The following is a 14,083-nucleotide window of genomic DNA, read 5'->3' as shown; positions in this document are numbered from 1 at the left end:
CGAACGCGGCTTACGACGAGAATCTACACGCTTTAGTCCGAAAACAGAATAAGTGTCAGGGAGTGCCTTGTACCGCATCGATCGTCGGGTGCCCGTCAGCAAACCATCGCGGGAACGTGGCATCGAAGAGTTGCTCGCGCACCATCTCGGCGCCACCGCGCAGGGGCTCGCGTCGGTCGTTCTGGGACTGCACGATGCTGAGGTCCCGTGTTGCGAGGGGGAGCGACAGTTCATACACGCGCTGGCGCACCTCGGCGAGGAACACCTCGCCGGCACTCACCACCGCACCGCCGATCACGATCGCGCCGGGATTGAACATGTTGACGAGCGCCGCGATCGATTCGCCGACGACGCGTGCGCACCCCTGGACGAGTGAGATCGCCAGTGCATCGCCGTTCTCGGCCGACCGGGCGATCAGCGTGGGTGTCATCGGTTCACCGTCGCGATATCGCTGCGCCAGCAGTCCCGTCGCTCCTTCCGCGATCGCCAACTCGGCATCGCGGACGAGTGCCCACCCGCCGGCTACGGCTTCGAGACACCCGACCTTGCCGCACCGGCAGGCCGCCTCTGATGAAGCGACCCGCACGTGGCCGATATCGCCCGCGGCGCCGTTGGCCCCGCGGTGAATGCGCCCATGCGAGACCAATCCCGCGCCGATGCCAGAGCCGACCTTGCAGTAGATCAGGTCGGTGTGCTCGTCGCCGCGCCGCGAGCGCTCGTTGAGCGCAAGTAGGTTGACGTCATTGTCGACCCAGACGGGCGCGTCGTACTTCTCCTCGAAGCGGCGCCGGATGTCGAACCCGTTCCATCCGGGCATGATCGGCGGAGCGACGGGCCTGCCCGACTCGAAGTCGACGGGGCCTGGGATGCCCACCGAGATGCCCCACACCGGAACGTCCGGCGTCTTCGCCAACAGCTCGTCGATCATCGCGTGCGCTCGATCGAGCGTTTCGGCCGGCCCCCGGGAGATGTCCCACTCGGCGTGTGAGTCCTCGAGGACATCGCCCTCGAGCATCGATACTCCGACATGGATGTGCAGCCCGCCGAGGGCACACGTGATGATGCGGCCGCGATCGGCGCGAAAGCGCAGCGTGCGGGGCGCACGCCCACCCGAGGAGGGCCCGAACGCGCCGTCTTCGAGGTAGCCCATCTCGATCGCCTGGTCGACGCGCTGCGTCACGACTCCGCGGCCGAGGCCGGTGATGCGCCCGATTTCGGGCCTGGTCGACGCGTGGCCGTCCCGAACCATGTTCACGATCCGCAGAAGGCTCGTCACTTCGTCGGTTTGAGCGCCGAAACGCAGGGTGGACTCCGATGCCATGGTCGATTTTTGCACGACGGATGCCGAAAACGAGCCATTTCGTCGAATCTATAGTCAATCTCGTGTTGACTTAGGTACGCTCCATGCAAAAGAAGTGATCTGTCCAACGAAGGAATGACATGCCCCACGGCGTCGGAATTGTGGGCGCAGGCCCGGGTGCCTCAGCGCTCCACCTGCCGACTCTCGAGCGTCTGAAGGGCGACTTCGAGGTTGTCCATGTCAGCGACGGTGGCAGCGGACGCGCGCGAGAGCTCGCAGATCGCGTGGGTGCACAGTCATCCTCGGGCATCGATGACCTGCTCGCCGACGAGCGGGTGACCGTCGTGGCCATCAGCAGTCCTCCGGCCGAGCACGCCGAACAGGTTCTCGCGAGCGTGGCGGCCGGCAAGCGGGCCATTCTCTGCGAGAAGCCCTTGGCGACGACGCTCGCCGATGCCGAGCAGGTCATCGAGGCGTGCCGCTCCACCGGCACGGTGCTTCTGGTCGGCACGAATCACCTTTTCGACCCCGCCTGGGGGCGGGCCACCCACCATCTGCTCGCCGGCGGGCACACCGTCCGCGCACTCTCGGTGACGTTGGCGCTGCCGCCCAACGGCCGCTACCACGACGTCGTCACCGAACTGAGCGCGCCCGCCACCATGCCCGGGCGCGGAGCGCCCGACCTGACGATTCCGGCGGTCGCGGCATCCGTCGTCTGTCAACTGATCACGGGTCTCGCGGTGCACGAGCTGCCCATGCTGCGCGACCTCGCGCCAGTGTTCGAGAAGCTCATCTATGCCCGGGCGGTGGCGCCGATCGGCTACGCCCTGGGGTTTCAGGCCTCGGGCATCCCCATTCGCATGGCGACGGTCATGCTGCCGAGCGGCGCCGACGCGGTGTGGCAGCTGACGATCACGACCGACACCGATGTCGTCGAAGTGTCGTTTCCGCCGGCCTTCGTGCACGTCGGCAGCGCTTCCGTACGCGTCGAACTGGGTTCGGGACTCGAGACGACGTATCCGATCCATCCCGACGACGGGTACCTCGCCGAGTGGCGTGCGCTCGCAGACCTGCTGAGCGGCGACGGGGTCGTCGAGTACGACGAACTGCTCGCCGACGCAAGATATGCGTTGGACTTGGCGGATGCTGCGGCCGAATGGATCTCTGCGGGAGGTGCCCGATGACCGGAGTGTTGTGTCCCGAAGGCCCGTATCGCGTGGCGATCGCGGAACTTCCGCTCAGCGCTCAGCCCACTGATCGCCCCGACGGAGCCATCGTGGTCGTGCCGGGCGCGGCAGCCTGGCCCGATGCTGTGCTCGCAGCCGCGCAGGCAGGTGCCGCGGCGATCGTCGTCGCCGATCCGGTCTTCCTGTCCGCCATCGAGATACAGCGCGTGATCGACGAAGTCGGGATCCCCGTGATCGTGGAGCGCCCCCTGCTGCGCCCCGACGTCAGCGCCGCTGCGCCCGCCGCGCGGGAGACAGCCAGCGAAGCGTCGAGACCTGCACGCATGGTGGTTGTCGATGCGACCGCACGCCGCTCGGCGCTGGGCGCCGTCGCCCGCGACGCGGTCGGGTGGGCACGCGTGCTCATGAGTGAAGAGCTCGAGGTGGTCGCAGTCGGAGGGGCTCAGGCGCTTCTGGTTGCCGCATCCGGCCTCTCTGCGGCGATCAGTGTGGCCGTCACCGCGCGCCCGGGATCCGGGCGCATCCATGCGCAAGCGCTCGGCGAGGTGATCACCGATGTCGTGGTCGAGGGGAGTGCTGTGCGGATGTCCACCTCCACCGAAGCCGGAAGGCTGATCGCCCCGGCCGTGTTCGAGTCTTCGGAGCGACTGGCGCTGCGCCGAGCGCTGGCGGCGGTGGGCGGAGCCAGCATCCGTGACCTCGAAGAGCTGGCCGCAGACACGGTGACGGCCGACGCATTGCTCACCGCGCGCTCATAGACGGTGGTGATTCTGGGCATCGGAGATATGGGATTCCCTGATATGCCGGTCTCGCGCGAAAGTAGTCACGCACGATGATGAGCAATGAACGGATACCTGCGATGACTTCGACCGGCCCCTCGGCCCCCTACGCGCTCGCGCGCTTCCGCACCGAAGGCGCCGTCGCGCTCGGCGTGGTCGCAGCAGACCGCATTCGCGCGATCAGCGCTGACGAGCTCGGCGCCGCCGACCTGAACGCGTTCCTGGCCGACCCCGACTGGGATCGCATCGCTGCGCTCGCCGAGAGCGAAGGCGGGTGGATGCCGCTGGCCGCTGTCACCCTGACCGCACCGGTGCAGCCGCGCCAGGTGCTGCAGGCGGGCGCCAACTATCGCCAGCATGTCATCGAACTGGTCGCGGCAGGTCTCACGAACAACACCGACCGCACGCCCGAACAGGCGCGGGACATGGCTGCGGAGATGATGGACCAGCGCGCCCTCAACGGTGAACCCTACTTCTTCATCGGACTCCCGACCTGTGTGGTCGGCGACGATGTGCCCCTCGCACTGCCCCCGTACAGCAAGGTGCACGACTGGGAGCTCGAACTGGCCGTGGTCATCGGTCGCGAGGCGTTCCGTGTGACTCGTGAAGATGCGCTCGACCACGTCGCCGGGTACACGATCGTCAACGACATCACGACGCGTGACCTGGTGTTCCGCAAGGACATGAAAGAGATCGGCACCGACTGGTACCGCGCGAAGAACGCTCCGGGATTTCTCCCGACGGGTCCGTTCCTGGTGCCTGCCCCCTTCGTGGAGGGCGGCAACCTCAACGTCCGCCTCGAGCTCAACGGCGACGTGATGCAGAACGGCTCGACCGACGATCTGCTCTTCGACATCGCGGCCCTCATCTCGGGTGCTTCGCAGACCATGCCCCTCCTTCCGGGCGACATCCTTCTGACGGGAAGCCCTGCGGGCAACGGCCAGCACTGGAAGCGCTTCTTGCAGGACGGCGACGTCATGACGGGGACCATCGGCGGTCTGGGCACCCAGGTCGTGCGGTGCGTGGCCGGCTGATGAGCGCGCCCACTGAGAACCCTGCCGAGGTAGACCGGCAGAACCCCGAGGCTGAGATCACCGCGCGCGCGGAGGCCTTTCGCAACTGGGGCCGCTGGGGCGAAGACGACGTGCTCGGCACACTGAACTTCATTGATCCGGCCGCTCGGGTCGCAGCTGCCGCGCTCGTGCGCGAGGGCCGAGTGATCTCGCTCGCGCAGTCCTTCGATACGAACGGCCCGCAGAAGGGGTGGCGTCGCCGGACGAACCCCGTACACACGATGACCGATACCGGTGTCGACGCCGAGCGCGGCAATCAGGGCTTTCCGCACGGGATCGGGGGAGCGGACGACGTCATCTCGATGCCGCTCCAGTGCTCGACGCAGTGGGATGGCCTCGGCCACATCTTCGACCACGGCATGGCGTGGAATGGGCGGCGGGCGGGCGACGTCGTCACGAGCGAGGGCGACCTCGTGACCGGCATCGAGCACGCGGCATCCGTCATCGTTTCTCGAGGCGTTCTGCTCGATGTCGGGCGCTTTCTTCAGCCCGAAACCGCTGAACTGCCCGACGGGTATGCCATCACTGTGGCCGACCTCGAGGGCTGCGCAGCGGCTCAGAGCGTCGCGATCGGCCGCGGCGACATCGTCCTCGTCCGCACCGGCCAGCTCGCCCGTGCCCGCCGCGACGGCTGGGGCGACTACGCCGGAGGCCCTGCCCCCGGTCTCTCGCTCACCACCGCCGGCTGGCTGCACCGCACCGAGATCGCCGCGATCGCCACCGACACATGGGGCTTCGAAGTGCGCCCGAACGAGTTCGATGTGCCCGCCTTCCAGCCGCTGCACCAGGTCGTGATCCCCAACCTGGGGCTGACCATCGGCGAGATGTGGGACCTCGAAGAGCTCGGCTCGGCCGCAGCCGATACCGGGCGCTATGACTTTCTGCTCTCGGCCGCACCGCTGCCCATCACCGGAGCCGTCGGCTCGCCCATCAACCCCGTCGCGATCCTCTGATCGCCACGCACGAGACAACACAGGAACAGAGAGGTTCTGACATGACCGCAGTAAAGAAAGTGGCCATCGCCGGAAGCGGCGTCGCCGCACTCGCCACCGCCATTCAGCTCGCCAAGGCCGGCGTCGAGGTCGACATCTTCGAGGCCCAGCCCGCGCTCAGCGCGCTCGGCTCGGGCATCACCCTGCAGGGCAACGCGCTCCGCGTCTTCGACGCGCTCGGCGCGTGGGACGACATCCGCGACGCCGGCTATGTCTTCCAGGGCCTCCACCTGCGGGCGCCCGGACCGGGTGCCCCGGTGGTGGCGCAGTTGCCGGACGTCCAGTCCGGCGGACCGGATTACCCCGCAGCGATGGGGATGCCGCGCCCCGACCTTGCCCGCATCCTCTCCGCGCACGCCGATAAGGCGGGCGTCCGCAGCCGCTTCAGCGCGAAGGTCACCGGCATCTCTGAGACCGACGCGGGCGTCGAGGTCTTCGTGAACGAGGAGTCCGCGGGTGTGTACGACCTGCTGGTCGGCGCCGACGGACTCAACTCGAAGGTGCGAGACCTGATCGGGATCGAGACCAAGCCCGAGCCCACGGGAATGGGCATCTGGCGGTCGTTCGTCTCGCGTCCGGCCGAGGTCGAGCGCAGCGAGCTGTACTACGGCGGTCCGGTGTACATCGCGGGGTACACGCCGACGGGCGAGAACTCGATGTACGCCTTCCTGGTGGAGAAGGCCGAAGACCGCTTCGGCATCAGCGACGAGGATGCGGCCCGCATCATGCTCGAAGAGTCCCGTGCCTACGACGGCCCGTGGAACTCGATCCGCGCCGACCTCGAAGCCGGCGCGCCCGCGAACTACACGTGGTTCACGAAGCACATCGTGCCCGCCCCCTGGAACCGCGGTCGGGTCGTCATCATCGGAGACGCCGCCCACAGCTGCCCTCCGACGATCGCCCAGGGTGCCGCGCAGGCGCTCGAGGACGCGCTCGTCCTCACCGAACTGCTGGTCGCCCGTGACGAACTCGATGCAGAGCTGTGGGGCGATTTCCACGCCCGTCGTCTGCCCCGCGCCACCGCGGTGGTCGAGGCATCCGTTCAGCTCGGCCAGTGGCAGATCGAAGGCAACCGCGACGCGGACGCCCCCGGTCTGATCTTCGGCATCGCGCACAAAATGGCGGCGCCCGCATGACCATCGACGTCCACGCGCACCTGCTCCTCCCGGCCGTTCAGGCCGAGGTGCAGCGCCGCGACCCCGAAGGCGTCGCCGAGGCGGCCGCGCTCGAGCTCACCCGCAACGGCGGCGAAAGTCTCGCGGCGTCCGGCGCGATGATCGGGGCACGCATCCCGAAGCTCACCGCCGTCGAGGCGCGACTCGCGGCGATGGATGAGCAGGGTGTCGACACCCAGTGGGTGAGCGCTTCGCCGAACCACTTCTATCCGTGGGCTGGCGCCTCCCTCGCAGTATGGACGGCGACCGAGGCCAATCGGCTGATTGCCGAGCACGTCGGCGCGGCGCCCGAGCGGCTCGTGGGGCTCGGACTCGTTCCGCTGCAGCATCCGGACCGCATCGTCGAATGCCTCGATGACGCCGTTGTCGCTCGCGGCCTTGCGGGAGTCGAGATCTCTTCGTTCGCCGGCGATGTCGAGCTGTCGGACGAGCGCCTCGAGCCGTTTTGGGCGCGCGCGGCCGAGCTTGGCGCGGTGATCTTCCTCCACCCGTTCGGGTGCAGCCTCGATGAGCGCCTCGACCGGTTCTACCTCTCCAACACGGTCGGGCAGCCCACCGAGAACGCCGTGGCGCTGTCGCATCTGATCTTCGCGGGGGTCTTGGACAGGCATCCCGATCTCAAGATCGTCGCCGCGCACGGGGGCGGGTACCTGCCCTTCGCCATCGGACGATCGGACCGTGCATGGAACGTGCGCCCCGAAGCCCAGCGCTGCGCGCACGCGCCCTCGAGCTACCTCAAGAAGATGTGGTTCGACACCGTCGTACACGATCCGGTAGCCCTGCGCCACCTCGTCGAGGTCGCGGGCGCATCGCAGGTCGTGCTGGGGAGCGACTTCCCGTTCGACATGGGACTCGATGACCCGGTCTCGTTGGTGCGCGGCGCGGGGCTCCCGACCGAAGTGACCGAGCGCATCCTCACCGGTAACGCTGAAGCACTTCTGCACACGAAGGTGCCCGCATGAGAATCGCACGCTGGAAGCATGGTGCCGAGATCGGCGAGGGCTTCGTCATCGGTGACGGCGTGGTGCCGTTCCCGGACGGTTTGCGCGTCGCCGAAGTTCTGGCTGAGGGGCTGGACGCTGCGCACGCGCTGTTCACACGGGTCGACACCGCTACGGCCACTCCGCTCGCCGACGTGCGGCTGCTCGCACCGCTGGTGCCGGCCGCGATCCGCGACTTCGTCGCCTTCGAAGAGCATGTCGAGGGCGTGAGCGCCTCTGTCGACGGCAAGAGCGAGGTCGTCCCTGAGTGGTACCAGGCACCCACGTTCTATTTCACGAACCCGCACACGGTGCTGGGCCCGGGCGATACCGTGAGCCCGCCGAAGACCGAACGGCTCGACTTCGAACTTGAACTCGCCGTGGTCATCGGCTCCTCGCCGGGGTCTGACGGGGCGAACCTGACGGCTGAGGCCGCGGCACGACACATCTTCGGCTACACGATCATGAACGACTGGTCCGCGCGCGATGTGCAGTCCCGCGAGATGAAGGTGCGCCTCGGGCCCGCAAAGGGCAAAGATTTCGGCACGACGCTCGGGCCATGGATCGTCACGGCCGATGAGCTCGCGCCGTTCCTCGATGCCGACGGCTTTCTCGCCGTCCACGCAGAAGTGTTCGTCAACGGAACGCTCATCGGCGAAGACCTCGTCTCGAACATGGGTTGGCCGTTCCCCGAACTCGTCGCCTACGCGGCGCGCAACTCCAGGGTCGTCCCAGGGGATGTGCTCGGATCGGGAACCGTCGGAAACGGCGGATGCCTCGGCGAACTGTGGGGCAGAGCCGGCGAGCTGACCCCGCCCCCACTGGCTGAAGGCGACGAAGTGCGCATGACCGTCGAGGGAATCGGCGAACTCATCGGATTCGTCGGGACCGCAGCATCCACCCCTGAACTCGTCCCAGCGCGTTCCCGCTCCCGGCAGCGCACGCGCGACTGACACCACAGATCACAGAAAGAACAACGACATGACCGAGCGACTCGTCTCACACCTGCGGTACGCCGCACTGGCCGTTCCCAACTTCGAGCAGGAGCGCAGCTTCTTCTCGACCTACTGGGGCCTTACCGAGGTCCACGCCGAAGAGGGCCTCAGCTACTTCGCCGCGGAAGGCTCGTCCGAGCCCTTCATCCTGCGCCTCCGCGACGACGAGAAGCGCATCGACCTCGTCGGCTTCGCTGTCGAGGGGCGGGACGACATCCACGCCCTCGCCGACAAGCTCCGCGCCGAAGACGTGCAATTCGTCCACGAGCCGCAAGAGCTCGACGGCTTCAGCGGCGGATACGGGTTCCGCGTCTTCGACGGCGACGGCCGCGTGCTCGAGTTCTCGACCGGCTACCAGACCCGCGAGGCGCGCAAGATCCGCGAGCGCGAGCCGATTCCCGCGAAGCTCTCGCACGTGGTCTTCAACTCGGCGAACCTCGCGCAGTCCGCGCAGTGGTACATCGATCACCTCGACTTCTCGATCTCGGATTCGCTGATCCGCCCGGACGGCGTCGACATGATGCACTTCATGCGCTGCAACGCGACGCACCACTCGCTTGCGATCGCCCAGGGTCCGCACCACTCGCTGCACCACCTCTCGTTCGAAATGCGCGGTATCGAAGAATGGATGCGGGGCGCCGGCAAGATCCTCCGGTCAGGCGCACGCATGATCTGGGGTCCGGGTCGCCACAACGCCGGAGACAACACGTTCGCGTACTTCCTCTCGCCTGCGGGCAACACGATCGAGTACACGACCGAACTCGCCGTGCTCGACGAAGACACCTGGAGCCCGCACCGGCTGAACATCAAAGAGGTCTCGAACCAGGACCAGTGGGGCACGGCGCAGGAGATGAGCGAGTTGATCGCGCGCGAATCGTTCAACGACATCGACAAGGGTCTGTTCGTCGCACCTCCGGTGTGACCGACAGCGCAGGAGGTTCAGAGATGACACGTCTTCACTTCGCCGCCGACCACGGCGGTTACGAGCTCGGCCGCGCCCTCGAGGCGCGCGCCCGCGTGGCGGGCCACGAGGTCGTCTGGCACGGTGCCGAGCAGCTCGACCCGGGCGACGACTATCCGATCTTCGCGATTCGCGTCGGCACTGCCGTCGTCGTCGATCAGGACGCGGGCGTGGACGCCTTCGGTGTTCTCGTCGTCGATGAAGGGGCTGCCGGAGTCGTCGTCGCCAACAAAGTCAACGGCGCCCGCGCCGTTTCGGCGGCGTCACCGCGCGCGGCCGCGAACACCCGCGAGGTCGTCGATGCCAACGTGCTCGTCCTCGAGGGAATCGCCTTCGAAGAGAACGCGTGGCTGACGATCAGCGCCTTCGTGACAGCATCCATGCCTCACATCGTCGATCTCGGACGCCGGGTCCTGCAGATCGAAGAGTACGAGAACGCCGGCACGATCGAGGGCTGGGCTGTGCAACTCGAGCCCGAACAGGTCGCCGTGCGGCACGAATAAGCCTTCAAGCGAGCGCGGCTTAGGTTGTTTTTCGACTAAAGAAAGTCTAGAATGGACCTGACGTCGGGATCCTTCGGATCCGTTCTCCCGCGTGAAGTCGCACGGGAGGCACATACGGTCGCGTCGACGACCCGATCGTTCGGGTGAATCGAACATGCCGCTCTCGCCATGGAGGCTCCGCCTCCTCATCGTCTCCCTCCTCACCGTCTCGTTTCTCGGTGCACTCGACCACACGGTGGTCTCGACGTCGCTCGCGACCATCGCGGGTGAACTCGGTGCCGTCGAGCAGATGAGTTGGGTGATCGTCTCCTACACGCTGGCAAGCACCGTGCTGCTGCCGGTTCTGGGCAAACTCGCCGACCTCGTCGGCATCCGCCTGGTGTTCTTCGCGAGTGTTGTGCTCTTCCTCGTGGCATCGATGTTCTGCGGATTCGCGCAAGACATCACCCAACTCGCGATCGCGCGCGTCGCTCAGGGCGCCGGTGCGGCCGGTCTCATGTTGATGCCCCAGACGATGATCGGCGTGCTCACCTCGCCCCGAGAGCGTCCCCGCGTGCTGTCGATCATCGGTATCGCGTTTCCCATCGCGATCCTCGTCGGCCCCCTCATCGGCGGAATCATCACCGACGCGTGGGGCTGGCGCTGGGTGTTCTGGGTCAACATCCCGCTCGGAGTGATCGCTCTCGCGCTCGCCGCCTTCGCGGTTCCGCACATCGAGGGCCGCTCGGGCAAGCGCTTCGACATCGCCGGCGCGGTTCTGCTCGGTGTCACCGTCACTGCCGTCGTGCTCGCTGCGAGCTGGGCCAGCGCGGGCGGGTCAGAGAGTGCGACACCCATCCTCATTGCGTCGCTCGTCGCGGTGCTCGGTCTCGCGGCCTTCATCGCCGTCGAACTGCGCGTCGCCGAGCCGCTGGTGCCGCTGCGTCACTTCTCGAACCGCACGATCGTCGTCTGCATCGCGCTGTCGACCGTGATCGGCGTCGGGCTCTTCTCGGTCGTCGCGTACGTGCCGACCTTCATCCAGATGGCGTATCGCACGTCGGCGACGGTGTCGGGGCTGGTCCCGATCGCGACGGTGTTCGGGATGCTGATCAGCACACTGGTCACCGGCTCACTCGCGAGCCGCTCGGGCAGGTACCGGATGTTCCCGCTGTTCGGAACTGCCGTCGCTGCGGTCGGACTTCTCGTGATGGCACTCTTGCCGCCCGGAATGCCGCTGTGGGTGCCGATGGTCGCGATGGGTCTGGTCGGGATCGGCACGGGCTCGTTCATGAACATCATCGTCGCCGTAGCCCAGAGCGCTGCGCCGGTGAGCGACACCGGCAGCATCACCGCGACCGTGAGCCTGGTCCGTCAAATCGGTTCGACCACTGCAACGGCGATCGTCGGCGGACTGATCGGTGCGGGAGTGACCGCGGGTCTTCCGGCGGCGCTGGATGCTGCGACCCTCACACCGGCGGCGGTCCACGCCGCATCCGCCTCGGTGCAGGCGCAGGTCGCTGAGCTGTACTCCGATGTGATGACCCCGATCTTCCTCGGCCTTGCTGTCACCTATGCGATCGGCTTCGTCATCGCGCTGCTCTTGCCGAACGCGAAGCTCGCGGATCACCTCGAGCCGGAGCCCGCAGCCGAGCCGTCCACTGTCAGCGATCCTGCCGTCGCCTGAACGCGCACCCGACAATTCCCACTCGTACTCGAAGAGGAGACGCTCATGCCTGAGACTTCCGCACACCCCCGCATCGTCATCGTGGGCAGTGGCCCGATCGGTGCCACCTACGCGCGCACCCTGCTCGAGGGTCTGCCCGACGCTCGCGTGACGATGTTCGAGGCCGGCCCGCAGCTCACCGAGCGCCCGGGCCAGAGCGTTCGGAACATCGATGACCCCGATGAAAAGGCCCGCGCGCGCGAGATGTCGCAGGGACCCCAGGCGGGCGCCATGCGCGAATCACTCGGCATCCCCGCCGGTGTGGTCGTCGAGGGCATGTTCACTGCGCGCCAGGGAACGCACCTGTTCGACTTCGGCGGGGAAGGTTCGGCGCACGCGCCGACCTTTGCCGCCGCGGCCGGCGCGACCAACGTCGGAGGTCAGGGTTCGCACTGGACGTGTGCCATCCCGCGCCCGTCGTTCAGTGAACGCATCGCCTTCATCGACGACACCGAGTGGGATGAACTGATCGATCGTGCCGAACAGCTTCTGCACGCTCAGCACTCGGCTTTCGCGGACTCCGCCGTCGGTGGCGCGATCCGCTCGCTCCTGAGCGAAGAGTTCGGCCCGGATCTCCCGGAGGGCTACGGAGTGAGCACGCTCCCCGTCTCGGGTGAACCGCAGCCCGATGGATCGATGCAGTGGGGCGGCACCGATTTCGTGCTCGGGCCGCTCATCGAGGACGGCAATCCTCTCGCCGAGCGGTTCGAGTTGCGCGACCTGTCGTTGGTTCGCCGTGTCGAGCGTGAGGCTTCTGAAGAACGGGGCGACCGTGTGACCGGTGTCACCGTCGAAGACCTGCGCACCCGCGAAACCTCGTTCGTGCCGGCAGACCTCGTCGTTGTAGCCGCGGATGCCTTCCGCTCTCCGCAGCTCCTTTGGGCCTCCGGCATCCGTCCCGCAGCTCTCGGCCGCTACCTCACCGAGCACCCCGTCGTCATCACCACGGTAGCCCTCGATGCCGAGAAGATGAGTCGCTTCGCCACCGAAGAGCAGCTCGATGAAGAGCTCGCGCAGCGAGCGAAGCACGCGGCGGATCCGGTTGCCGCGGTCAACCGCATTCCGTTCTCCGAGCCGGATCACCCGTTCTCGCTGCAGGTCATGTACTCCGAGAACACGCCGTTCCCGTTGCCCGACGACAGCCCCTTCCGCGGCAACCGCTGGGGCTTCGTCAACATGGGCAACGGCCTCCGCAAGCGCCCGCGCGTTGAAGACGGTCTCACGTTCACCGATGACGAACTCGACTATCGCGGCTTTCCGAACTTCACCGTTGACTATGAACTGACGGATGCTGAACTCAGCGAGATCGACGCGGCCACGGCCGACCTGCGGCGCATCGGCGAGACGCTCGGCGTCTTCGTCGCCGAGCCGCGCCTGATGCCGAACGGGTCGAGCCTGCACTACATGGGCACGATGCGGATGGGCGAGACCGACGACGGCACGTCCGTCGCAGACCCGTACTCACGGGTGTGGGGCGTCGACGGGCTTGTCGTCGGCGGCAACGCGCTCATCCCCACGGCGAACACGATGAACCCGACGCTCACGAGCGTCGCGATCGCCGTGCGCGGCGCGCGGAAGGCGATCGAGGCGCTCTCCGCCTGAGACTCAGCCGCGGGCGATGCGGTCCGACATGACCTTCACGCCGGCCGATGACGTCGAGCCTCCGTCGATCGGGATCTCGGCGCCGGTGACATAGGCGGCAGCATCCGACAACAAGAACACCACGACGCGAGCGACCTCGTCAGCGTTCCCGACGCGCTCGAGCGGGGTGAGAGCGAGTTGCGCATCGCGCATTGCTTCGGGGGCGTTCACCGTCATCGGCGTCTCGATGAACCCGGGGTGGACGATGTTCACACGGATGCCGCGGGGCCCGAGTTCGGTGGCGGCGACGTGCGTCAGCCCCCGCAGCCCCCACTTGCTCGACGTGTAGGCGACCGGATAGTGGGCGTTCAACGCCGCGGACGAGCCGACGTTGACGATCGAGGATCCATCTCCCATGAGCGGAGCGAGGGCTTGAATTCCGAGCATCGGTCCGGTCAGATTCACGGCGAGCACACGGTCCCAGTCGGCGCGTTCGGTCTGGCCGAGACGGGTGCGATGGGTGATGCCGGCGTTGTTGACGAGCCCGCGGAGAGGCTCACCGGCGAGCCCGGTTTCGAGTTCGACGGCGAGGGTGTGCCAGTCGTCTTCGCTCGACACGTCGAGCCGGCGGTAGGTGATCTCGGTGTCTTCGAAGGCGGGGGATGCCTCGGCGATGTCGGTCGCGATCACTCGAGCGCCGGCTTCCGCCAGCAAGAGCGCGGCCGCGAGGCCCTGACCTCCTGCGGCGCCAGTGACGACGATCGTGCGGCCGGCGAGTCCTACGTGGGTCATAGCGTTCTCTCCCCATCTCTGGGCCGCTGCCTCGCCGCCCGCAGTTTCGACGCTAGCCGC

The 14,083-nt window shown here is 67.2% G+C and carries 13 protein-coding genes; 11 read left to right on the top strand and 2 right to left on the bottom strand.

Annotated elements, in window-relative coordinates; genetic code table 11:
• Positions 1–55: 55 nt before the first annotated feature.
• Positions 56–1,321 (bottom strand): ROK family protein, encoded by a 1,266-nt coding sequence (locus LG299_RS09385; protein WP_404429524.1) that lies wholly within the window; start codon positions 1,319–1,321, stop codon positions 56–58.
• Between the two features lie 119 nt (positions 1,322–1,440).
• On the opposite strand from LG299_RS09385, the gene LG299_RS09380 reads away from it, so the two are divergent.
• The 11 genes from LG299_RS09380 (at position 1,441) to LG299_RS09330 (ending at position 13,252) form a co-directional block, all read left to right on the top strand.
• Positions 1,441–2,484 (top strand): Gfo/Idh/MocA family protein, encoded by a 1,044-nt coding sequence (locus tag LG299_RS09380; RefSeq protein ID WP_404429522.1) that lies wholly within the window; start codon positions 1,441–1,443, stop codon positions 2,482–2,484.
• Positions 2,481–3,245, top strand: a complete 765-nt coding sequence (locus LG299_RS09375; protein ID WP_404429520.1) for a hypothetical protein — start codon at positions 2,481–2,483, stop codon at positions 3,243–3,245. Before LG299_RS09380 ends, LG299_RS09375 begins: the two co-directional genes overlap by 4 nt.
• A 101-nt stretch (positions 3,246–3,346) precedes the next feature.
• A complete protein-coding gene (locus tag LG299_RS09370; RefSeq protein ID WP_404429518.1) occupies positions 3,347–4,300 on the top strand; it encodes a fumarylacetoacetate hydrolase family protein in 954 nt (317 codons plus the stop codon).
• Positions 4,300–5,292 (top strand): cyclase family protein, encoded by a 993-nt coding sequence (locus tag LG299_RS09365; protein WP_404429516.1) that lies wholly within the window; start codon positions 4,300–4,302, stop codon positions 5,290–5,292. Before LG299_RS09370 ends, LG299_RS09365 begins: the two co-directional genes overlap by 1 nt.
• 41 nt (positions 5,293–5,333) lie before the next feature.
• Positions 5,334–6,467 (top strand): FAD-dependent monooxygenase, encoded by a 1,134-nt coding sequence (locus LG299_RS09360; RefSeq protein ID WP_404429514.1) that lies wholly within the window; start codon positions 5,334–5,336, stop codon positions 6,465–6,467.
• A complete protein-coding gene (locus LG299_RS09355) occupies positions 6,464–7,468 on the top strand; it encodes an amidohydrolase family protein (RefSeq protein ID WP_404429512.1) in 1,005 nt (334 codons plus the stop codon). Before LG299_RS09360 ends, LG299_RS09355 begins: the two co-directional genes overlap by 4 nt.
• Positions 7,465–8,439, top strand: coding sequence for a fumarylacetoacetate hydrolase family protein (locus LG299_RS09350; protein ID WP_404429510.1), 975 nt, complete (start codon positions 7,465–7,467; stop codon positions 8,437–8,439). Before LG299_RS09355 ends, LG299_RS09350 begins: the two co-directional genes overlap by 4 nt.
• Before the next feature lie 28 nt (positions 8,440–8,467).
• Positions 8,468–9,403, top strand: coding sequence for a VOC family protein (locus LG299_RS09345; RefSeq protein ID WP_404429508.1), 936 nt, complete (start codon positions 8,468–8,470; stop codon positions 9,401–9,403).
• Between the two features lie 23 nt (positions 9,404–9,426).
• Entirely contained in the window at positions 9,427–9,945 is a 519-nt protein-coding gene (locus LG299_RS09340) for an RpiB/LacA/LacB family sugar-phosphate isomerase (RefSeq protein ID WP_404429506.1), read from the top strand.
• 154 nt (positions 9,946–10,099) lie between these two features.
• Positions 10,100–11,611, top strand: a complete 1,512-nt coding sequence (locus LG299_RS09335; RefSeq protein WP_404429504.1) for an MFS transporter — start codon at positions 10,100–10,102, stop codon at positions 11,609–11,611.
• A gap of 45 nt (positions 11,612–11,656) precedes the next feature.
• Entirely contained in the window at positions 11,657–13,252 is a 1,596-nt protein-coding gene (locus LG299_RS09330; protein ID WP_404429502.1) for a GMC oxidoreductase, read from the top strand.
• Between the two features lie 3 nt (positions 13,253–13,255).
• Here LG299_RS09330 and LG299_RS09325 read toward each other — a convergent pair whose 3' ends face one another.
• Complete coding sequence (locus tag LG299_RS09325; protein WP_404429500.1) at positions 13,256–14,023, bottom strand: SDR family NAD(P)-dependent oxidoreductase; 768 nt, start codon at positions 14,021–14,023, stop codon at positions 13,256–13,258.
• Positions 14,024–14,083 lie beyond the last annotated feature (60 nt).

Origin of the sequence: Microbacterium lacus (assembly GCF_044794305.1) — a bacterium.
Classification (GTDB): Bacteria; Actinomycetota; Actinomycetes; order Actinomycetales; family Microbacteriaceae; genus Microbacterium; species Microbacterium lacus_B.
This window is presented reverse-complemented; position numbering and strand designations above follow the sequence as displayed.